This is a genomic window from Streptomyces marispadix (assembly GCF_022524345.1).
In the GTDB taxonomy this organism is placed as follows: Bacteria; Actinomycetota; Actinomycetes; order Streptomycetales; family Streptomycetaceae; genus Streptomyces; species Streptomyces marispadix.
Genome location: NZ_JAKWJU010000002.1, coordinates 1,409,100 through 1,428,455, shown reverse-complemented (window position 1 = coordinate 1,428,455; position 19,356 = coordinate 1,409,100). Strand labels below are relative to the sequence as shown.

General features: G+C 71.9%; 17 protein-coding genes. 11 read left to right on the top strand and 6 right to left on the bottom strand.

Annotation, left to right across the window (positions count from 1 at the left end):
• Positions 1 to 21 precede the first annotated feature (21 nt).
• On the top strand, positions 22 to 261 hold the full coding sequence (locus MMA15_RS06135) for a hypothetical protein (RefSeq protein WP_241058022.1): 240 nt from the start codon (positions 22 to 24) through the stop codon (positions 259 to 261).
• A 102-nt stretch (positions 262 to 363) separates the two neighbouring features.
• Here MMA15_RS06135 and MMA15_RS06130 read toward each other — a convergent pair whose 3' ends face one another.
• From MMA15_RS06130 to MMA15_RS06120, 3 genes are all read right to left on the bottom strand, one after another.
• Positions 364 to 2,472 (bottom strand): DUF2264 domain-containing protein, encoded by a 2,109-nt coding sequence (locus MMA15_RS06130; protein WP_241058021.1) that lies wholly within the window; start codon positions 2,470 to 2,472, stop codon positions 364 to 366.
• The gene (locus MMA15_RS06125) at positions 2,469 to 3,482 is read right to left on the bottom strand and encodes a hydroxyacid dehydrogenase (RefSeq protein ID WP_241058020.1); all 1,014 of its coding nucleotides are present in this window, start codon (positions 3,480 to 3,482) and stop codon (positions 2,469 to 2,471) included. The genes MMA15_RS06130 and MMA15_RS06125 overlap by 4 nt, the downstream gene beginning before the upstream one ends.
• Before the next feature lie 390 nt (positions 3,483 to 3,872).
• Positions 3,873 to 4,526: a hypothetical protein gene (locus MMA15_RS06120; protein WP_241058019.1), complete on the bottom strand. Its 654-nt coding sequence runs from the start codon at positions 4,524 to 4,526 to the stop codon at positions 3,873 to 3,875.
• 206 nt (positions 4,527 to 4,732) lie between these two features.
• On the opposite strand from MMA15_RS06120, the gene MMA15_RS06115 reads away from it, so the two are divergent.
• Positions 4,733 to 5,863, top strand: a complete 1,131-nt coding sequence (locus tag MMA15_RS06115) for a sialidase family protein (RefSeq protein WP_241058017.1) — start codon at positions 4,733 to 4,735, stop codon at positions 5,861 to 5,863.
• Here MMA15_RS06115 and MMA15_RS06110 read toward each other — a convergent pair.
• Positions 5,811 to 6,890: an ArsR/SmtB family transcription factor gene (locus MMA15_RS06110; RefSeq protein ID WP_241058015.1), complete on the bottom strand. Its 1,080-nt coding sequence runs from the start codon at positions 6,888 to 6,890 to the stop codon at positions 5,811 to 5,813. The two genes, MMA15_RS06115 and MMA15_RS06110, sit on opposite strands and share 53 nt — an antisense overlap.
• A 334-nt stretch (positions 6,891 to 7,224) precedes the next feature.
• Between MMA15_RS06110 and MMA15_RS06105 the strand changes: the two genes are divergently transcribed.
• The 3 genes from MMA15_RS06105 to MMA15_RS06095 all read left to right on the top strand — a co-directional run bounded on the left by MMA15_RS06105 (position 7,225) and on the right by MMA15_RS06095 (position 9,313).
• Complete coding sequence (locus MMA15_RS06105) at positions 7,225 to 7,803, top strand: hypothetical protein (RefSeq protein WP_241058013.1); 579 nt, start codon at positions 7,225 to 7,227, stop codon at positions 7,801 to 7,803.
• Between the two features lie 239 nt (positions 7,804 to 8,042).
• Positions 8,043 to 8,819 (top strand): NADPH-dependent F420 reductase, encoded by a 777-nt coding sequence (gene npdG / locus MMA15_RS06100; RefSeq protein WP_241058012.1) that lies wholly within the window; start codon positions 8,043 to 8,045, stop codon positions 8,817 to 8,819.
• Positions 8,820 to 9,052: 233 nt separating this feature from the next.
• Complete coding sequence (locus MMA15_RS06095; RefSeq protein WP_241058011.1) at positions 9,053 to 9,313, top strand: hypothetical protein; 261 nt, start codon at positions 9,053 to 9,055, stop codon at positions 9,311 to 9,313.
• Here MMA15_RS06095 and MMA15_RS06090 read toward each other — a convergent pair.
• Positions 9,297 to 10,103 (bottom strand): site-2 protease family protein, encoded by an 807-nt coding sequence (locus tag MMA15_RS06090; protein ID WP_241058007.1) that lies wholly within the window; start codon positions 10,101 to 10,103, stop codon positions 9,297 to 9,299. The two genes, MMA15_RS06095 and MMA15_RS06090, sit on opposite strands and share 17 nt — an antisense overlap.
• Before the next feature lie 241 nt (positions 10,104 to 10,344).
• The gene (gene panB, locus MMA15_RS06085; RefSeq protein ID WP_241058005.1) at positions 10,345 to 11,214 is read right to left on the bottom strand and encodes a 3-methyl-2-oxobutanoate hydroxymethyltransferase; all 870 of its coding nucleotides are present in this window, start codon (positions 11,212 to 11,214) and stop codon (positions 10,345 to 10,347) included.
• A 205-nt stretch (positions 11,215 to 11,419) separates the two neighbouring features.
• Between panB and MMA15_RS06080 the strand changes: the two genes are divergently transcribed.
• The 6 genes from MMA15_RS06080 to MMA15_RS06055 all read left to right on the top strand — a co-directional run bounded on the left by MMA15_RS06080 (position 11,420) and on the right by MMA15_RS06055 (position 19,313).
• Positions 11,420 to 13,015 carry an MFS transporter gene (locus MMA15_RS06080; protein ID WP_241058003.1) on the top strand — a complete coding sequence of 532 codons (1,596 nt, stop codon included), beginning with the start codon at positions 11,420 to 11,422 and terminating at the stop codon, positions 13,013 to 13,015.
• A gap of 358 nt (positions 13,016 to 13,373) precedes the next feature.
• Positions 13,374 to 14,000 (top strand): TetR/AcrR family transcriptional regulator, encoded by a 627-nt coding sequence (locus MMA15_RS06075; RefSeq protein ID WP_241058001.1) that lies wholly within the window; start codon positions 13,374 to 13,376, stop codon positions 13,998 to 14,000.
• Between the two features lie 407 nt (positions 14,001 to 14,407).
• Positions 14,408 to 15,352: an endonuclease/exonuclease/phosphatase family protein gene (locus MMA15_RS06070; protein WP_372498323.1), complete on the top strand. Its 945-nt coding sequence runs from the start codon at positions 14,408 to 14,410 to the stop codon at positions 15,350 to 15,352.
• Between the two features lie 498 nt (positions 15,353 to 15,850).
• Complete coding sequence (locus MMA15_RS06065) at positions 15,851 to 17,074, top strand: MFS transporter (RefSeq protein WP_241057997.1); 1,224 nt, start codon at positions 15,851 to 15,853, stop codon at positions 17,072 to 17,074.
• Positions 17,075 to 17,291: 217 nt separating this feature from the next.
• Positions 17,292 to 17,909 carry a TIGR03086 family metal-binding protein gene (locus tag MMA15_RS06060; protein ID WP_241057995.1) on the top strand — a complete coding sequence of 206 codons (618 nt, stop codon included), beginning with the start codon at positions 17,292 to 17,294 and terminating at the stop codon, positions 17,907 to 17,909.
• A 204-nt stretch (positions 17,910 to 18,113) separates the two neighbouring features.
• On the top strand, positions 18,114 to 19,313 hold the full coding sequence (locus MMA15_RS06055) for a DUF6236 family protein (protein WP_241057993.1): 1,200 nt from the start codon (positions 18,114 to 18,116) through the stop codon (positions 19,311 to 19,313).
• The last annotated feature ends 43 nt before the right edge of the window (positions 19,314 to 19,356 follow it).

Sequence of the window (19,356 nt, the reverse complement as noted above, 5' to 3'; positions counted from 1 at the left end):
CTCAGGGGGGAGCATGACCGTATGGCTCTCTTCAAACGCACCGGGTCCGGCAAACCGGGCGAGTGGTACTACTGCGTCAAGCACGGCAAGGTCGAGGAGGGCCCGGAGTGCCCGGCCAAGAACCGCCTCGGGCCGTACGCCACCCAGGCCGAGGCCGCCCGCGCGATCGAGACCGTGCACAAGCGGAACGAGGCGTGGGACAACGATCCCCGGTGGGGGGACGCTCCGCGGCGTGACGGAGGCCAGGACGAGGACGCGTAGGGCGTCGTGGGCGGCTGACGCCCGGGCGTTCGGGGCCGGGCGGTCGGCCTTCCGCGGAGGGCGGGCGGGGCCAAGCCGCAGTCGGCACGGGCGTACGCGGTGCTACGTGGTGACCTCGGCCGAGTTCGCGGTGAACGCGACATGGGTGACGGTGTCGTCCGCCGTCCACAGCACCTGGGCCGAGGCGGTGTCGGCGGAGAGCAGGCGGGCGGACTCGGGAAGGGGAGCCGGGGGCGCCTGGGGCGTACCGCCGGGGGCGAGGGCCGCCACGGCTACGAAGAGCGCGGTGCCCTCCGCCGGGCCCTGGAGGGCGGGGAGCTGGGCCCAGCGGGTGAAGGCGGTGCCCTGCGGGGCGCGTAGCAGCGTCGGGGAGGCGTCGTCCCAGCCGTGCAAGCCGTGCAAGCCGTTCAGGGCGCAGGGCTCCAACCGGTCGTGGAGAGCACGGTGTTGACGCCCCGGGACCGGCTCCGACCACGGTCCCGCTTCCGGCTCCGGCTCGCCCGTCGCCCAGCCCGTCAGGCGTACGCGCGCACCCGCGGGCGCGCCCAGTACGCGGTGCACGCGGAGTTCGAGTCCGCCCCGTACGAACGTCAGGCTCTGCACTCGCAGGCCCGGCACCATCGGGCCGCCCGAGGGGAAGACCGGTGTGTGCCAGGACGCCGCCCAGCCCCAGGCGCCGCCGGGGCCGGACGCCGCGTCCATCGGGTGGATGCGTACGCGGGCGCTGAACACACCGGAGTTCTCCGGGACTTCGGCCCCGTGGCGGCCGTGCGGACCTGGGACCTCGACGGCGAAGTGGTTGTCGGGCACGTTGCCGCTCGCCGTGGGGCCCGTACGTGTGGAGTAGGCGAGGCGTGCGTACAGCGGGTCGGTGGAGCGGGCCGGCTCGCCCTCGTGGGGCGGCACATGGTCGCTGCCGTGGTTGTGCAGGCGGACCGTGCCGTCGCCGCCCGTCTGGATCAGCAGGCCCGCGGAGGGCAGAGCCACTGCTCGTGCCGGGCCCTCGGACGGGGCCGCCTCCTCCCGTGCCGTCCACAGTGGATCTCCGGGCGGCACGAGCAGCGGGAGCAGGCCCTTGGACGCCCAGTACGGGGAGGCCGGGCCGGAGTAGTCCTGAAGCGTCGCCTCGTGCGGGCCGTGCCAGCCGAGCGTGAGCAGTCCGTCCCGGCTGAGCGCGCCTCGGTCGAGGAAGTAGCGCAGACAGCCGCTCAGCAGGCGCCTGGAGACGCCCGGCGCGAACGGCGTGTGGCCCGTGAGGGCGCCGAGCGCCACGGCGGCGTTCGCGGCGAAGCGGTAGGTCAGTGAGCGGCCGAAGTGGAGCGGTGCGCCGTTGACGTCGAAGAGCAGGCCGAAGCTTTCGAGATGGGTGTGCAGCCGGGTGCCGAGATGTTCCGACAGGCCGTCGTCCTGGGCGAGATGGGCGTGCAGCAGCGGATACAGGTGCAGGGCCCAGCCGTTGTAGTGGTCGAAGGCGCGGCCGTCGCCGTCGGAGTACCAGCCCTCGCCCCGGTACCAGCCCTCCAGCAGGACCAGTCCGCGCTCGATCGCCCGCGCGGTCTCGCGGTCGCCGCGTCCGGCCGACTCCAGGAAGCCGGCGACGGTCAGCGGGAACAGATACCAGTTGTTGGGCGCGGGGACATGGCGAAGCGCGCCGCGCAGCCATTCCTCGGTGCGGTCCTGGACGGCATCGTCCAGCCGGTCCCACAGCCAGGGGCGGGTAAGTCGCAGCGAGAGCGCGATCGACGCGGACTCCACCATGGGCTGTCCGTAGACGGTGTGGTCGAGGATGGGCGGCCAGGTCTCGTCCGCCGCACGGGTGTCGGGGGAAGGGGCGGGTGCCGCAGGGGCGCCGCCGGTCGTACGGGTGCCCGCCGCCAGTCCCGCCGCGTAACGCTCCATCAGGCCGTGCGGATCGTCGCCGCCCGCGCCCGCTACGCGGAACGCCGCGGCGAGGAAGGTGCGTGCGTAGCCCTCCAGCCCGTCGGAGCGCACGCCGCTGCGGGAGGGGCGGCCTGGCAGGTCGATCAGTGCGCCGTGCGGGGAGGCGTAGCGCCACGCGGCGTTCAGCAGACCGTCGGCGACGGCCTCCCAGTGGGCACGGGTCCAGCCGGTGTACGGGCTCGACTCGGCGTCGTACGGGGGGAGTCGGAGCGAAGTCGGCCCCGGGGGCCGCCACTTCGCCGCGCGGGTGTCGGGTCCGGTCGCGGTCACGCGAGGAACGCCAGCCTTTCGCGTCGTACGGGGTGGGCGAAGCCCTCGCCCCTCGCCCAGCGGGCGACTTCGGAGACGGTCAGATCGGCGAGCCTGCGCAGCTCGTTGCCGAGGGAACCGGCGATGTGCGGGGTGATGAGTGCGTTCTCGCAGTCCCACAGCGGGTGCCGGGGCGGCAGCGATTCGGGCTCGGTGACGTCCAGCACGGCGCGGATGCGTCCCGTCGAGACGGCCTCGGTCAGTGCGTCCTGGTCGATGACCGCGCCTCGCGAGGTGTTGATCAGGGTGGCGTCCTGCCTCATGGCGGCGAGGAGTCCGCGGTCGACGAGGCCGCGGGTCGCGGGCAGCAGCGGAGTGTGGACGCTCACCACGTCGCTGTCGGCGAAGAGTTGACGCAGACCGGCCCGGCGCACGCCGAGCGCTGCGGTCTCCTCCGCGGTGATGTACGGGTCGTACAGCCGCACTTCGAGGTCGTAGGGACGCAGCAGCTCGATCACGCGGCGGCCGATAAGGGAGGCGCTGCAAATGCCCACGCGGCGGCGGTAGTTGCCCGTGCCGGGGCGCGGGGTCAGTCGCTCGCGGTCGCGGGCGGCGGCGTATTCGCGTGCCGTCTCCAGCACGTGTTTGCCGCTGAGCAGGATCATCGCGACGGTGTACTCGGCCACGGGAAGGGCGTTGGCGGCGGCGGCCGAGGAGACCTCGACGCCGCGTTCCCAGCACGCCTCGGTGATGTGCCCGCGCACGCTGCCCGCGGTGTGCGCGACCGCGCGCAGGCGGGGCGCCGCGGCGAGCACGGCCTCGTCGAGCGGCGGGCAGTCCCAGCCGGTGATCAGCAGCTCGGTGTCCGCCAGGATGCGGCGTGCCCGCTCGGTGCCGAGGTCGTCCAGCGCGGGAAGCGGGGAGAGGCGGGTGTGCTCGGCGAGCGCTGTGAGCACGTCGTCGTCGAGGATTCCGTGAGCGGCGGCGGGGCCCATGGCGAGGGCGGCGCGGGGACGTGGGGGAGGGGGCATCTCTCGGCTGTTCCTCCTGTTCTCACGTTCTCCCTGTACCTCTGGTTCGCTGCCTGGTCCTCTGGTTCCGCTGGTCCTGTCCGGCTCGCGCGCTGTCCGCCGCCTTTTGCTCGCTGCCGACTGCTGACTGTCTGCTGCCGCGTGATGTGGGCCCTGGGCCGTGGGTCCTGGTCAGAGCGTGCATGCTCCGGGGCCGCCGCGCCAGAGGGCCGTTCCGTCTCCGGGCCTTACGTGCGCTGACCGGCGTATTGGCCGACCGGTGCGTTGCGTCTCAAGTGCCGGTCGGCGCACGGCCGTTGGGCGGCCTCGCGGCCTCGCGACGTCGCGGCGTCCCTGTCCGGGCCCCTGGGTCCCTGTCCGGGGACCTGGAATCGCCGACCGCCCCCCGCGTCACCAGCGGGTGGGCGGCGGCGCGGACAACTGGTCGACGATGCGGGAGAGGCGGTCGCGCAGCGCCGGGCGCCGGGAGCGTTCCGCGGCCGGGAGTCCCGGTGCCCCGCTGGGGCCGCTCCGCCCGGGGAAGGTCTCACCGGCCGCGGCGCTCACCAGATGCTGGACCGTCTCCAGGTCGACCTCGGCGGAGTCGGCGCTCAGTGCGTCGTGCGCGATGCCGTGCAGTTCGCTGGGCCGAAGGCTGCCGCCGGCCTCGTCCAAGGCCAGCACCGTGGCGCCCGCGCGGCGTGCGTCGTGTACGCGTTCCAGCAGTTCCGGGTCCGGGTCCTCGGGCGTGACCACCAGCACGGTCTCCTTGCGCCCGGCCGCCTCGATCCTGCCGAGCCCGGCGGAGAGATGCGCGGGAGCGGCAGGCGGTACGCGGTGCCTCACGAGCGTCGGTGACAGCTCCGGCTGGCCGGACCAGGCGGCCTCGTCGTCGAGGTGCGCCGCCAGATGCCACGGTTCGTACGACTCGGTGCCGACCAGCAGCAGACCGCCCCTGTTGGGTGCGACGGACGTACGCAGCGAACCGGCGAACCGGCGCGCGGAGCGTACCCACTCCGTGCCCGCAAGCGCTTCCCGCAGATGTGCGACTCGTACTGCGTCCATTGCCCGGCATGATGCCTCAACACCCCTGTGCGGGACGGGAGTTTCGGCAGTGCTCACCCGTACGAATGTGATGCCGGAGGGCCGGGCTCGCCCGCGAAGGGCCGTTGCGGATGTTCATCTCCCGTTTTCTTGACGCTCTGTTGTCGTCTGCTTACTTTCGGAAATCGGTCGACTTCTTTTCCGCGACGGGAAGTTGGGAGCCGCACATGCCGTACGAGACCTCCGTGCCGTTCAGTGCGGGAAGCGATGGCTATGCGAGCTTCCGCATCCCGGCCTGTGTCAGGGCGCCGGACGGTTCGCTGCTCGCCTTCGCCGAGGGGCGGGTGGACTCCTCGCAGGACACCGGGCATATCGAGATCGTCTCCCGGCGGTCGGACGACGGCGGCCGCACCTGGGGCGACCTGGACGTCGTCGCCTCCTACGGGACCGGGACGGCGGGCAACCCCTCGCCCGTGGTGGTCCCTTCGCCGGACGGCGGCGCCGACGGCGCCCGCATCGTCCTCGTCTTCGTCACCAACGCCGCGGACGCCACCGAGGAGCGCATCCGCCGGGGCGAGGTGCCGCCGGAGGACGGCAGGCGGGTATGGATTCAGCAGAGCACGGACTCCGGCGCGAACTGGTCCTCCGCACGGGAGATCACGCCGTCGGCGAAGCTGCCGCACTGGCGCTGGTACGCGACGACCCCGGGACACGCGCTGCGCCTGACGACGCATCCCTACGATGGGCGCCTCGTCGTACCCGCGAACCACTCGCTGCCTCCCGAGGGCGGCGACGACGGCACCGACGGCCGCTACAACGGCGGCCACGACCTGCTCAGCGACGACGGCGGCGAGACCTGGCGCATCGGATACACCGACGACAACCCCGACGGCTGGGTCAACGTCAACGAGACCACCGCGGCCCAACTGCCCGACGGCCGCCTGTACTTCAACACCCGCACCGAGGCGATCGCACCCGAGCACCGTGCCGACGCCCGCTCCGAGGACGGCGGCGAGACGCTGCTCGCACCCTTCGAGCCTCAGCCGCAGCTCGTCGCCCCGGTGGTCGAGGCGAGCGTGCTACAGCTCCGCGACCCCGACGTGCTGCTCTTCTCCGCGCCGGGCGACCCTGAGGAGCGGCGGAGGATGACGCTGCGCGCGAGCTTCGACGACGGCGTGACCTGGCGGGCCGTGCACACCGTCGACGAACGCCCCGCCGCGTACTCCGACCTCGTACGGGTCGACGAGGGCACGCTGGGCCTGCTGTACGAGACGGGCGACGAAAGTCCATACGCCACAGTGGCGTTCAGGCGGATCCCGGTCGCGGAGCTGACGGGGTCGGCTGCACGGGAGAAGTGACCCCGCGGGGCTCGGACGAAGCCGGCGCCTCCGTCATGGGGCTCGTGGTGTCGCATCCGGTGTGCGACCCGGGCGGCCCCAGCAGCAGTTCGGCGCCCAGCGGGGTGAGGGCGTGGCGGCTGTGGCGGCCGGAGCGTTCCGTGTGCACCAGGCCGACTCCGCGCAGCACCGTCGCGTGTTCGCTCGCGGAGGCGGGTGAAAGACCGGTACGGCGCGCGAGTTCGCTCGTGGAGACGCCCTCGGCGATCACCTGGAGCACGGCGGCGCGGCTGTGCCCCAGTAGCGCCGCGAGCCTGTTCGCCGAACCGGCCCTGCTCGCCGGGGAGACGGGGCTGCGGGTCACCTCGTAGTAGAGCGTGGGCTGCCGGTCGTGCGGGTCGCACGGCACGTACGAGCTGAAGGCGGCGGGAGCGAGCAGCAGCCCACGCCCGTCAAGGCGGTATTCGAGGTCAGAGCCCTCGATCTCCAGCACCGGCGCCCGCCAGTGCATCCTCGGATGGAGGGTGTTCAGCACCTCCTCGACGCCGCCGTCCCTCAACTGCCGTGCCCGCATGGCCAGATCGGCCGCCAGCACCGTCGACAGGCCCGGCCAGTAGGGCGCCACGGCGGCCCGGTGGTAGTCGCGTACGGACGCGGCGAGCCCCGCCACCGCACGCCGGTCGCCGTCGGCCAGCCGCCGCGTCCAGCGAGGCAGTGCGCGCCTGGTGGCCAGATGGTCGAGTTCGGCGCGGAAGACCTCGCGAGGAGTGGCGCACAGCCGCTCCAGTTCCTCCTCCAGCGTGCGCAGACCGCGCTGCGGGCGCAGGAACCCCGGTACGGGATGCTCGGGCGCGGAGGGCAGCAGGTCGGTGAAGGGTGTGGGTCCGCAGGCCAGCCGTGGCCTCACCGCCCGCCGCCACAGGTCGAGTTGGGGCGGACCGGGATGGTGCGCGAGCCGGGCGGTGCTGAAGGCGCTCGTCGCGAGCCGGCTGGAGGGACCGGCGAAGCGGATGCGAGTCAGATCGGTGAGCGTGAAGTGGATGCGCATCGTCGTTCCGCCTTTTCCTCCGGGGTGCCGGTGGTGCCGGCCGTGCCCGTCCTCGTACGTATGCCTCCGTGCCGGTGCCGGTGCCGGTGCCGGTGCGGGCCCGTGCTCGCGCCCGCGTCCCCCGGCCGCGTTCGTACCGTCAACTCTCCGTAGTAGGCGGGCAGTTGAGAACCGCGCGGGCGAACCGTTCGGGCGTGCCCGAATCGTCTTCACGCAGCGAGGACCGCGAAGCACCTTCGTATCAGCCGTATCGGCAAGCGAAGGCCCGACGAGGGCGACGCGGAAGCGAAGGGGGCGGGGCATGACGCACAGGACCGGGCGGGGACGGCGATCGTTGCGGAGATTTCTCACGGTGGCGCTGGCCGTATGTGCACCGGCGCTGCTGATGCCCGCGAGCAGCGCCGGTGCGAGCGGAAGGACCGGAACGTACGCGCCGAGCGAGACGAGCGGCACCGGAGGGGGCCTCCATGGCCCGGTCGTCACACATCCGCAGCAGAAGCCCGTCGACTACCCGGCCGGTGAGGTCTGCCCGTTCGCGGCGCACGCCGAGTTCCCCGTGGCCGATCTGACGCTTCGTACCTGGTACGACGACGAGCGGAACCCGGTGTTCGGCGTCGAGAGCGGGCCGCTGGTCATGCGCGTGACGAATCTCGACACCGGCCGAACCGTGACCCGCGACCTCTCCGGCACCGGGACGCTCACCTACCCGGGCGGCGACCCCGACTCGCACATCCTCGGCGGGGGCGACTGGGGGGTGGGCCTGCACACGTCCGACCGGCCGGTGCACAACAAGTGGCTGATCAGCCATGGCCATATGTCCGTGCAGATCACCACCGAGGACGGGACGACGAAGCGGCGGCTGCTTTCGCTGATCGGGCCCTACGAGAACCTCTGCGAGACGCTGGGCGAATAGGGGCGAGCAGGGCCGAGCGAAACAGGGCAGGGCGAGCAGGGCGAGCGAAACAGGCAGGGCGAGCAGGGCCGAGCGAAACAGGCAGGGCGAGCAGGGCCGAGCGAAACAGGCAGGGGCGAACAGGGCCGGGGGAAGCGGTCCTTGGGGGTGCCGAGAGGTGTACGGGCCTGCCGGGACGTGATCACCTTCACGGCTGTGACTGAGGCGCCGTACGGGGGCCGGGTGGCAGGATCCTGCGTATGACTTCCTCCGCATCCGCGTCGCCCTCTCCGTCGTCCTCGTCCTCGTCCGCTTCGGGCTCGCCGGGCTCCTCGGGGTCGTCCGGCTCCGCCTCCGCCAAGTCCAGGAAGGACCCCTGGGACCTGCCCGACGTCTCGGACCTCACCGTGGGCGTGCTCGGCGGCACCGGCGACCAGGGCCGTGGCCTGGCCTATCGGCTGGCCAGGGCGGGCCAGCGGGTCGTCATCGGTTCGCGTGCCGCCGAGCGCGCACAGCAGGCCGCCGACGAGCTGGGCCTGGGCGTGGAGGGCGCGGACAACGCGGAGTGCGCGCGGCGTTCGGACGTCGTGATCGTCGCGGTGCCGTGGGACGGTCACGCCAGGACGCTCGAATCCCTCCGCGAGGAGTTGCGCGGCAAGCTCGTGGTGGACTGCGTCAATCCGCTCGGCTTCGACAAGAAGGGCGCGTACGCGATCCGCCCCGAGGAGGGCAGCGCGGCGCAGCAGGCCGAGGCGCTGCTGCCTGACTCCCGGGTCACCGCGGCCTTCCACCACCTCTCGGCGGTGCTGCTGGCCGACGCCTCCGTGGAGAAGATCGACACCGATGTGATGGTGCTCGGCGAGGACCGGGACGACTGCGCGGTCGTGCAGGCGCTCGCCGGACGCATTCCGGGAATGCGCGGGGTCTTCGCCGGACGGCTGCGCAACGCGCACCAGGTCGAGTCGCTGGTCGCGAACCTGGTCTCCGTCAACCGGCGTTACAAGGTGCACGCGGGCATCCGGCTCACCGACATGTGACGGGCTCAGCGCGATGTGAGATGTGACGCACGGGCCGCTCCCGGACGTGCCCGCTCGGGAGCCCCGGCAGGCCCGGCAGGCCGGAACCCGAGCGCCGGGCGGCTTGTCGGCGGCGGCCGCACACGCACACGCACCCGCACCCGCGGTCCGCGCCCGTAGCGGCACCGGTGGACACTGGTGGCAGCACGCAGCATCGAACGAACTCGTCGACCGTCCCGACTGGAGCCGCGCCCATGACCGCCCCCGCCGCCTCCCTCCGCTCGTTCCGTGGGATCGCCCGCTACGCCACCGTCCTGTGCGCGCTCGCAGTGATCGCGGCGGTGGTCTCCTTCGTCAACGGCAGATGGTTCGGCATCGTGTGGGTGCTGCTGGCGGGGCTCGCCTCCAACATGGCCTGGTACTACGGGCGCAGGGCCCGCCGCTCGGCGTCCGCGGCCAAGCGGGGCCCGGCCACCGAGGGATCAGCGGCCGCGGGCTCTACTGCTGCGGAGTGACGGCCAGTTCGGGCTCGCCCTGCCAGAAGCGGAAGTAGTCGTAGCCGTAACTCACGTCCAGATCCGTGACGTCCAGTACGTGCATCAGATGACCGATGCCCTCCCAGAAGACGCCGTTCACCGCCGGGATCCACAGGCAGCCGAAGACCACCAGCAGCCCGAACGGCGCGAACGGCTCCGCCTGCCGCCGTGCCGCGGGTGAGAGCCACGGCTCCAGCACGCCGTAGCCGTCGAGGCCCGGAACGGGCAGCAGATTGAGCACGGCCGCCGTCACCTGGAGCATCGCCAGGAACGCCAGTGCGTACCGGAACGCGAACGGCACGTCGTCCATCGCACCCAGCCAGAACGGCGCCGTGAGCACGGCGGCGAAGAGCGCGTTGGTCGCGGGCCCGGCCGCCGAGATGAGGCTGTGCTTCCAACGGCCCCTGATACGGCCGCGTTCGATGTAGACCGCGCCGCCCGGCAGCCCGATGCCGCCGAGCACGACGAAGACGACGGGCAGCACGATGCTCAGCATGGCGTGCGTGTACTTCAGCGGATCGAGCGTGAGGTAGCCCTTCGCGGCGACCGAGGTGTCGCCGCCGCGCAGCGCCGTGAGGGCGTGTGCGTACTCGTGGAGACAGAGCGAGACGATCCACCCGGAGACGACGAAGAAGAAGACCGCGACCCCCGTCACCTCCGCCAGACCGGACCACACCGCCCAACCGGAGACGGCCATGGTCGCGGTGAGCGCGAGGAAGACCGGGCTGATGCGGTGGTGATCGGGGTGGGTGGCGGCGCTGCTGGTCATGGCCTCAGACCGTACCGGCCGTGGATCACGCCGGAGGGGCCGCCCTTGATACGCCCCGGTTCCTCCCGGTCTCGGCCCGTTTCGGCGCTCTGTCACGCGGAGTTGGGGCGGGCGGACGGACGGCAGCCCGTCCCCATGCGTGCACTCGCGCCGTTACCTGCACATGCGCGGTGCCGTACGGGACGGGCTGCCGGTGGGCTCCGGCCGCGGACTCCCGGTGCGCGCCGGAAGCGGCGGGCGGCTACGCGAAACTGTGCCGCTGCTCCGGGAATTCGCCCGCGATCACGTCCTCCGCGAAGTTCCTCGCGGCATCGCCGAGCGTCTCCCGCAGCCGCGCGTACTGCTTGACGAAGCTCGGCACACGGCCCGCCGTCATCCCCGCCATGTCCGTCCACACCAGCACCTGGGCGTCGGTGTCCGGACCGGCGCCGATGCCTACGGTCGGGATGTGCAGCGACCGCGTGACCTCGGCTGCCAGCTCCGCCGGCACCGCCTCCAGCACCACCGCGAACGCACCCGCGTCCTGTACGGACTTGGCGTCGCGCAGCAACTGCTGTGCCGCCTCCTCGCCGCGGCCCTGCACCCGGTACCCCATCGCGTGGACCGACTGCGGTGTGAGGCCGACATGGGCCATGACCGGGATGCCCGACTGCACCATCAGCTCGATCTGGTGCGAAGAGCGCTCGCCGCCCTCCAGCTTCACCGCTCCCGCCCCGGCCTCCTTCACCAGCCGGGTGGCGCTGCGCAGCGCCTGTACGGGGCCTTCCTGGTACGTGCCGAAGGGGAGGTCCGCGACGATCAGGGCCCGCTTGGTGCCCCTTACGACCGCGGCCGTGAGCATGGTCATCTCGTCCAGGGTGACCGGCACGGTGTTGTCGTAGCCGAGGTGGCAGTTGCCCATGGAGTCGCCGACGAGCATGACGGGGATGCCTGCCTCGTCGAAGACGGAGGCCGTCATGGCGTCGTAGGCGGTGAGCATCGGCCAGCGCTCACCGCGCTCCTTCGCGGAACCGAGATCGCGGACGGTGACGCGGCGGTTGCGTACACCGCCGTAGAGGGCCCCGGGCTGCTTCTTGGAGGGCCCGTCCTGTTTCTGCGCAGCATCGGACATGGCTGAACGCTCCTGTGTTCGTCGTCTCGAGGCGCCCTGACGGCGTCCCCGGATACACGTCCATGCTGGCACGGGCCGACCGCCTAAGGAAGGGAGCCAGAGGCCCCCGCTCTCCCGTCCCGCTCCCGCTTCCGGTCCTGTACCGCGCCCATCCCATTTCCGATACGAGACCGCACCGTATCGGAAATGGGGTAGGCTGCCGGTCATGAGTTCTACCGTGCCCGAGGCGGTCCACCGGCGGCGATGGGTGATCCTCGCCGTGCTGATGCTCAGCCTGCTGATCGTCGTGCTGGACAACTCGATCCTCAACGTGGCGATGAAGACCATCGCCCAGCCCGCGCCGACCGGACTCGGCGCCGCCCAGAGCGAGTTGGAATGGTCGATCAACTCCTACACGCTCGTCTTCGCCGGGCTGCTGTTCACGGCGGGCCTGCTCGGCGACCGGCTCGGGCGCCGGCGCGTGCTCCTCTTCGGCCTCGTCGTCTTCGGGCTGGGCTCCGTCTTCGCCGCCCTCGCCGCCTCGCCGGGCCAACTCATCGCGTTCCGGGCCGTGATGGGCTTCGGCGGGGCCTTCGTGATGCCGGCCACGCTGGCGATCCTGATGAACGTCTTCGAACGGGACGAGCAGCCCAAGGCCATAGGCATCTGGGCGGGCGGCGTCGGCCTCGGCATAGCCATCGGGCCGATCACGGGCGGCGCGCTGCTGGAGCACTTCTGGTGGGGCTCGGTCTTCCTGGTCAACGTCCCGATAGTGCTCGCGGCGCTGGCCGCGATGGTGCTGCTCGTACCGGATTCCCGCGACCCGGACCCCGGGCGGCTGGACCCGGTCGGTGTGCTGCTGTCCGTCGCCGGTCTGGTGCTGCTGGTCTACGGGATCATCAAGGGGGGACAGCTCGCGGACTTCACCGACCCCGTGGTGCTGCTCACCTCGGGCGGCGGACTGGCGGTGCTGGCGGGCTTCGTGATCCACGAGCGGCGCAGCGACCATCCCGCCCTCGATGTCACGTACTTCAAGAACCCGGCCTTCTCCGCGGCCGTCGCCGCGATCGCACTTGTCTTCTTCGCGTTGATGGGCGTGACGTTCTTCGCCGTGTTCTACATGCAGAGCGTGCGCGGCTTCTCCGCGCTGGAGGCCGGGCTGCTGATGGTGCCGCTGGCCCTGGCCCAGTTGATCTTCGCGCCCCGTGCCCGGCTGGTGGTGGACAGGTTCGGCGCCAAGGCGGTCTGTGCGGTCGGAATGGTGCTGGTGGCCGTGGGGATGGCAGCGTTCCTGCTCTTCGGCCGTACGACCCCGATCTGGGCGCTGGAGGTCGTCTTCTTCGTCATGGGCACGGCGATGGCGCACATCATGCCGCCCGCGACCGTGTCGATCATGCAGTCGCTGCCGAGGGAGAAGGCGGGCTCCGGTTCGGCCGTCAACAACACCTTCCGGCAGGTCGGCGGTGCGATGGGCGTGGCCGTTCTCGGTTCGCTGCTGTCCGCTCGCTATCGGGAGGGCGTCGAGGACCGGCTCGCGGCGCTGCCGCTGCCCGAGGGCGTACGGCACGCGGCGGGCGAGTCGATCGAGGGGACGCTCGCCGTGGCGGCCCGACTGGGGCCCGCGGGACGGGAGTTGGTCGGCCCGGCCAAGGACGCGTTCATCGACGCGATGCATGTCACCGTGCTCGGGTCGGCGGCGGTCGCCCTGCTGGGGGCGCTGGTGGTGGCCGTATGGCTGCCGGGGAAGCCGAGGGCGGACGGCGGCCCCGCAGAGCCGCCGGAGCAGGACTCGGTGAAACCACCGGTGGGGGCCGGTCGTTGACGGATCGCAGGGCCGGATCGCAAGGGCGGAACGGAGGGGCCCGGCTCAGGCGCGGCTGATCGGCGTGCGGTGCCGTGACGGAGGCGGCGTGACAGAATCGGGCGACCCGCAACGGGGGGGCACGACGTCAACGCGGGCTCGTGGGGCGGCCGTTGACCGGGCCGTACACCCGGCGGCACGCACGCCCGGCAGTCCGTACGCACGTCGGCCCGTCCGGCGTCAGGGCCCGTCCGGCATCCGGCTCGTCCGGCCATGGCCACGGACCGGGCAGCCGAACCGGCCCGTCGCCCCGGCCCCACGATCCGCCCCGACCCGGCGGTGAACCCGTCAGCGCGGCCCGCGAAGGAGGAGCGCCAGGATGAACCCGACGCCTGCGGAGGCGGACCCCGCACCCTCGCCCGCGCGGCGCGGACGCCCGCGCAGCGAGGCGGCGGAGCGGGCGATCATCGAAGGGGCGCTCCGCCTGCTGGAGGAGGGCACGTCCATCGACGCGCTCTCGGTCGAGCGGATCGCCAGGGTCGCGGGCGTGGGGAAGGCGACGGTCTACCGCCGCTGGCCCGGCGGCAAGGACGAGTTGCTGCTCGCAGTGATCAACGCGCTGGAGGAGCCTGCGGCGAAGCCGTCCGGCGAGTCGGTACGGGACGATCTGGTGACGCTCCTGGAGTGGCAGAGACGCGTGGGAATGGCCAAGCGCCAGTCCGCCGTGCTGCGCACCATGACGAGCCATGTGAAGAGCCATCCAGAGCTGTGGCGGCGCTATCACGACAGCGTCATCAAGTCCCGCCACGAGATGCTGCACGCGGTGCTGCGCCGCGGTGTCGACTCCGGTGAACTCCGGGGTGATCTGGACGTGGATCTGCTCGGCGAACTGTTCACCGGGCCGATGCTCACCCGTACCGTCCTGCACGAGGACAAGGAGCTGCCGACGGGTCTGCCGGAGCAGATCGTCGACTCCGTGCTCGACGGTGTACGCGTCCGCGAGTGAGCGTCCGCGGTCGAGCGGGTCGGCCCGCCTGCCGGGAGGCGGCCCGCCGGAGTCCGTGCCCGCCGCCCCGCCCGCGATCGCTCGAAGCTCGCCCATGTGCGGGTGACGCCGTGCGTATTCGGTCACAGCGGCAGAAGATCGGCGCAGGACAGGAACCTCACCTGCCTGGGTGTTCGTCCTGCACGACACATGGGACCCCCAAGGCAACCGGGCCGTACGGGGGGTCGTGCGGGACGTTCGTCGCAGGGGAAGCCCCCGTTCCGCATCACCTATCGTTCGACAAGTACCAGCGATGCGAGTGAGGACAGTTGATGGCACGCGCGTACATGGCGGAAGCCGCGAAGACTTCGGGCGCGTGGCGCGGGGCCGGGCCTCGCACCGGCCGGGAGGGCGTCCGCGTGCCCCGGATGTTCGCGGGCTGGAGCGGGCCGGGAGCGTGGCGGCGCGGCTGGGTGCTCGCCTCGCTGGCGGTGCTGCTGGGACTCGCCCTGTTCTTCCACTCCGAGGTGCCCAACACCGTGGGCAATCTGGGCTCGCTGTGGGAGACCTTCCTGCCCTGGGGCGGCACGCTGATCCCCGTGCTGGCGCTGCTGGCCGTGCTGCGCCGCTCCGTGCTGACGCTGGTGACGCTGCTGCTGCCGACGCTGGTGTGGCTCAACCTCTTCGGCGGCCAGTTCACCAGCAAGTCCGGTACGGGCGGCGACCTGACCGTCGTCACTCACAACGTCAACGCCGACAATCCGGACCCGGCCCGCACCGCACGTGAACTCTCCGGTTCCGGGGCGGACATCGTCGCGCTGGAGGAGGTCGCGGGCGGCCTGGCCAAGCAGTACGACAAGGGCATGGCCGGCACGTACCGCTACCACAAGCGGGTGGGCACGGTCGGCGTGTGGAGCAAGTACCCGCTGCGGGACACCGCGACCGTCGACATCAAGATGGGCTGGCCGCGGGCGATGCGTGCCACGGTCGCCACACCCAAGGGCGACGTCGCCGTCTACGCGGCCCATCTCCCGTCCGTGCGGCTCCAGTTCGCCTCGGGCTTCACGGCGGGGCAGCGCGACGACAGCGCCGAGGCCCTCGGCAAGGCCATAGCGCAGGACCGTACGGAGAAGGCGGTGCTGCTCGGCGACCTCAACGGCACCATGAACGACCGTGCGCTCGCGCCCGTCACGTCCCAGATGCGTTCGACGCAGGGCGCCGCCGGTGACGGGCCGGGCTTCAGCTGGCCCGCGTCGTTCCCGACGACCCGGATCGACCAGATCATGGTGAAGGGCCTGGAGCCCGTCTCGTCCTGGTCCCTGCCGTCCACCGGCAGCGACCATCTGCCGGTGGCCGCGTCCGTCCACTTCTGACGGCCTCTGACGGCCCCGGTCCGCTTCCGGGCCGTCGCCGATCGGACTCCGGTCCGCCGCCGATCGTCTCCCGAGGGCCCCGTGCGTACGTGCCTCGTACGTGCGGGGCCCTCTTGCGTGCCGCCTCGTGCGACGCACTCATGCGACGAACTCACGTGCCCAACTCATGTGACCCGCACTCCGGTTGACGCAGCGGCTCTCGTACGGACCCGGGTGCGGCGGGACCGGGCCCCGGCCGTGGTGTGAATCACGCCGATTTCAGCAGCTTGTTGCCGTCCTGAAACACGGATGGCGCCCAGGGCCGCCGTACGTCTGAGAGACTTTGTTCAGTGTGAGAACATAACAAGCCGTGCCAGTGCGCCGGACGCCTCGACAGGCCACCACCGCGCACAAAGAGCACGCACACCGAGCACCACAAAGCGCACGCACATTTCTTGAACCTCTTGCCGACTTACTGATCGACCTGCGATCGACTCTGCCCTGAAAGGTTTACCGCCCATGCCTCTGGCCTTGCTCGCCCTTGCGATCAGCGCCTTCGGAATAGGCACGACCGAGTTCGTGATGATGGGTCTGCTGCCCTCCGTCGCGGACGACATGGGTACGTCCGTGCCCACCGCCGGATATCTCGTCTCCGCGTACGCCATCGGCGTCGTGATCGGCGCACCCCTGCTCACCGCGGTCGGCACCCGTACACCCCGCAAGCGGATGCTGGTGCTGCTGATGGGCCTGTTCACGGTCGGCAATCTCGCGTCCGCACTCGCGCCCGGTTACGGATGGCTGCTCGCCGGGCGTGTGCTGTCCGGGCTGCCGCACGGTGCCTTCTTCGGCGTCGGCGCGGTCGTCGCCGCACGCCTCGTCACGGAGGACCGGCGGGCACGCGCGGTGGCCACGATGTTCCTCGGCCTGACCGTCGCCAACATCGTCGGCGTACCGGCGGGGACCGCCGTCGGGCAGGCGCTGGGCTGGCGTGCGACGTTCCTCGTCGTCAGCGCCATCGGCGTCGTCGCGATGGCGAGCCTCGCGGCGCTCGTACCGAATCTGCCGGTGGAGCACCAGCGCGGCGTGGGCCACGAGGTCCGTGCGCTCGGCCACCGTCAGGTCGTACTGGGCCTGCTCACGGCGGTGTTCGGCTTCGGCGGTGTCTTCGCCGTCTACAGCTACCTCGCCTCGATCATGACCGAGGTCACCGGGCTCGCCGAGTCGTCCCTCACGGTGGTGCTGGCGCTCTTCGGCATCGGCATGACGCTGGGCGCCCTCGTCGCGGGACCGCTCACCGACCGTGCGCTGCGGCCCACCCTCTACGGCGGGCTCGGCTCGCTCGCCGCCGCCATGCTCGTCTTCCACGCCGTCGTCGACATCAAGTGGGCGGCGATGACCATGGTGGTGGTCCTCGGCGGGCTCGGCTTCATGACGACCACGCCGCTCCAGATGCTGATCATGCAGAAGGCACGGCACGCGCCGACGCTGGCCTCCGCCGGCAACCAGTCCGCGTTCAACCTCGCCAACGCGGGCGGCGCCTGGCTCGGCGGCGTGGCCATCGCGGCGGGCTGGGGCTGGCGTTCGCCCATGCTCGTGGGCGTGGTGCTGGCGCTGGCGGGGCTCGGCATAGCGCTGCTGGCGGGCGCGCTGGACCGCGGCACGTCCTTCTCGCGCTCGCGGATCGTCGCCCGCGGGGTGCCCGGTCTGCGCAGGGCGCGGGCCACGGAGAGCGTCCCCGGGTGACCGTCCACGTCTGAACGTCCCGGCGCCTGCCGCCAGTTGCGGGCTGTGAGCGGGGGCGGCGACGGGGAGACCCGTCGCCGCCCCCGTGGCGCTGGGTGACGTCAGCAGACGGCAGACCCCGGTGGGCGCCCGGTCTGCCGACGGGCAGCGGTGCCCCTGTACCGCCGTGTCCGTTTCCCGCCGGACCACGCGCCCGTAGCCGTGGACGATGTCCGCCATGAATGACTACGCCAACGGGATCGGCGGCCGATTCCTGCGCGCCTGCGCCGAGTTCGAGACGCGGCTGCGGACGGTACGGGAGTCGCAGTGGGGCCTGCCGACGCCCTGCGCGGAATGGGAGGTGCGGACGCTGGTCAACCACATGGCCCGTGGCAACCTCAACTACGCGGCGCTCGCCCTCGGTTGTACGAGTGCGCAGTTCCTGCGACTGCGGGACGCCGACGCCCTCGGCGCCGACCCGCTGGGCGCCTACCTGCGCTCCGTCGAGGAGTGCGCCGCGGCCTTCGCCCGCCCGGGTGTGCTGGAGTCGGTCCTGGACTATCCGCCGGGGCCCGTGAGCGGGCGGCAGGCGCTCGCCGTGCGGACGGCGGACAGCGTCGTCCACACGTGGGATCTCGCGCGTGCCGTCGGGGCGGACGAGACCCTGGACGCTGCTCTCGTCGCCTGGACCGGCGCGCATCTCGACGACATCTACGCCGGGTTGGCGGTCGCCCCCGCGGACAGGGAGAGCAGCGCACCTGCCCGGCGCTTCTTCGCGGTTCCGGAGGGCGAGCCCCTCCCGGACACAGCGTCCCGTCAGCAGCGGCTGCTGCGCTGGATGGGGAGAAGGCCCTGACCAGCGGGCTCGAACTTCGCCCGTCCAGGCGTGTTCTCTCGGGTGGGCCACTGCGCCGCCGCGCTCTCCTCACTCGCCCGACTCGCCGCGTTCGCCCGGCAGATCCCGGACTTCACCCCTGGCGGACGCTGAGCGGAGCGCGTACACCCGGCGAGGTGCGGCCGGGCACAATGACTCCCCGACCGCCGAGGGGGAGGGGCCGTCGTGAGCGATCTCGCGCTGTACTACCCGCACTTGTGGATGCGCGACGAGGCATGGCTGAAGGCGGCCCTGCTGTACTGGCCCAAGCTCGCCCGCATGGTGCCCCGTTACGAGCAGGGCGGCGCGGAACTCCGTCCCCCCGGCGGAGGCCCGTCACACGCTGAGGTCGTAAGGCGGCTGCGCGACGAGGGGTTCCTGCTGGAGCTGGGCATGGAGGACGTCTACGACGAGGTCACCCACGACTTCCTGCGGCTGCTCGACCTCCACGGTGACGAACTCCAACGCCTCTACGGCATCGAGGAGTTGAGCCGCTACCGCAGCAGACGGGCCGGGCCGCGTCCGCCCTACCCGGAAGCCACGGACACCCTCGGGTGGATGCTGGACCGGAAGCTGCGCTGGTCGCTACAGCGGCGGCTGGAGGACGCGGGTCTCGCCCTGAGCGGACCGGGCGAGACAGGAATGCATCCGAAGCTCGCCGCCGCGTATCTGTGCGCCGTGGCCGACAGGCTCGCGAAGCGCAACGGGATGTGCGCGGTCACGGACGAGCCCCGGCTCCATGCCGCCCTCAGCGGCTGGACGGCCGACACTCTCGCCCAAGTGCTCCTCAGCGACGGGGACTTGACGCTCGGCCCGGCCTCCGGGGCCTCCACGACCCCGGTGGAGGAGGTGGGGCGGCTCTTCACGGTCGTGGCGTTCGACGCCGTGCTGCCCGACGGCCTCGACGACGTACCGCTGGAGAAGATCCTCGCCGCGCGCCGGGATCTCGGCCCGGAACTGTACGCATACAGACGCCACTTGGAGACGTTCGCCGAACGCTTCGCCGAGCTGTCCACGGTGGGCGATCCCGTGATCCTCCGTGAGCATCTGGAGGTGATGGTCGAAGGGGAGATCGAGCCTCAGGCGGCCGAACTCGCCCACCGGCTGCGGCTGTTGGGGTTCCAGCCGGTGCGGAAGGTGCTCGGCATGAAGGCGCTCGTACCGGGAGCGGCGATGGCGGCAGTGTCCGCCTCGTCGGGGCTGCCCCCGCTGGTGTCCGCTTCGGGCGCCGTCGCCGCGTGCCTCGTCGGTGCGGCGGTCGACGCGCGGCAGCAGGCACGTGAGGCCGCCGCCGCCTCGCCCGCGACCTATCTCGTGGGGCTGAAGGAACAGTTCTCGCCCCGCGGTGCGGTGTCGCTGACGCGTGCGCTGCTGCGCCGCCCGTGAGCCGTACTCCTGCGGCGCGGCGCCGTCCGGCAGGGCCCGGCAC

Coding starts and splice junctions, on each gene's coding strand:
- MMA15_RS06135 (WP_241058022.1), top strand. CDS start 22: ATGGCTCTCTTCAAACGCACCGGGTCCGGCAAACCGGGCGAGTGGTAC.
- MMA15_RS06125 (WP_241058020.1), bottom strand. CDS start 3,482: ATGCCCCCTCCCCCACGTCCCCGCGCCGCCCTCGCCATGGGCCCCGCC.
- MMA15_RS06120 (WP_241058019.1), bottom strand. CDS start 4,526: ATGGACGCAGTACGAGTCGCACATCTGCGGGAAGCGCTTGCGGGCACG.
- MMA15_RS06115 (WP_241058017.1), top strand. CDS start 4,733: ATGCCGTACGAGACCTCCGTGCCGTTCAGTGCGGGAAGCGATGGCTAT.
- MMA15_RS06110 (WP_241058015.1), bottom strand. CDS start 6,890: ATGCGCATCCACTTCACGCTCACCGATCTGACTCGCATCCGCTTCGCC.
- npdG (WP_241058012.1), top strand. CDS start 8,043: ATGACTTCCTCCGCATCCGCGTCGCCCTCTCCGTCGTCCTCGTCCTCG.
- MMA15_RS06095 (WP_241058011.1), top strand. CDS start 9,053: ATGACCGCCCCCGCCGCCTCCCTCCGCTCGTTCCGTGGGATCGCCCGC.
- MMA15_RS06090 (WP_241058007.1), bottom strand. CDS start 10,103: ATGACCAGCAGCGCCGCCACCCACCCCGATCACCACCGCATCAGCCCG.
- panB (WP_241058005.1), bottom strand. CDS start 11,214: ATGTCCGATGCTGCGCAGAAACAGGACGGGCCCTCCAAGAAGCAGCCC.
- MMA15_RS06080 (WP_241058003.1), top strand. CDS start 11,420: ATGAGTTCTACCGTGCCCGAGGCGGTCCACCGGCGGCGATGGGTGATC.
- MMA15_RS06075 (WP_241058001.1), top strand. CDS start 13,374: ATGAACCCGACGCCTGCGGAGGCGGACCCCGCACCCTCGCCCGCGCGG.
- MMA15_RS06070 (WP_372498323.1), top strand. CDS start 14,408: ATGTTCGCGGGCTGGAGCGGGCCGGGAGCGTGGCGGCGCGGCTGGGTG.
- MMA15_RS06065 (WP_241057997.1), top strand. CDS start 15,851: ATGCCTCTGGCCTTGCTCGCCCTTGCGATCAGCGCCTTCGGAATAGGC.
- MMA15_RS06060 (WP_241057995.1), top strand. CDS start 17,292: ATGAATGACTACGCCAACGGGATCGGCGGCCGATTCCTGCGCGCCTGC.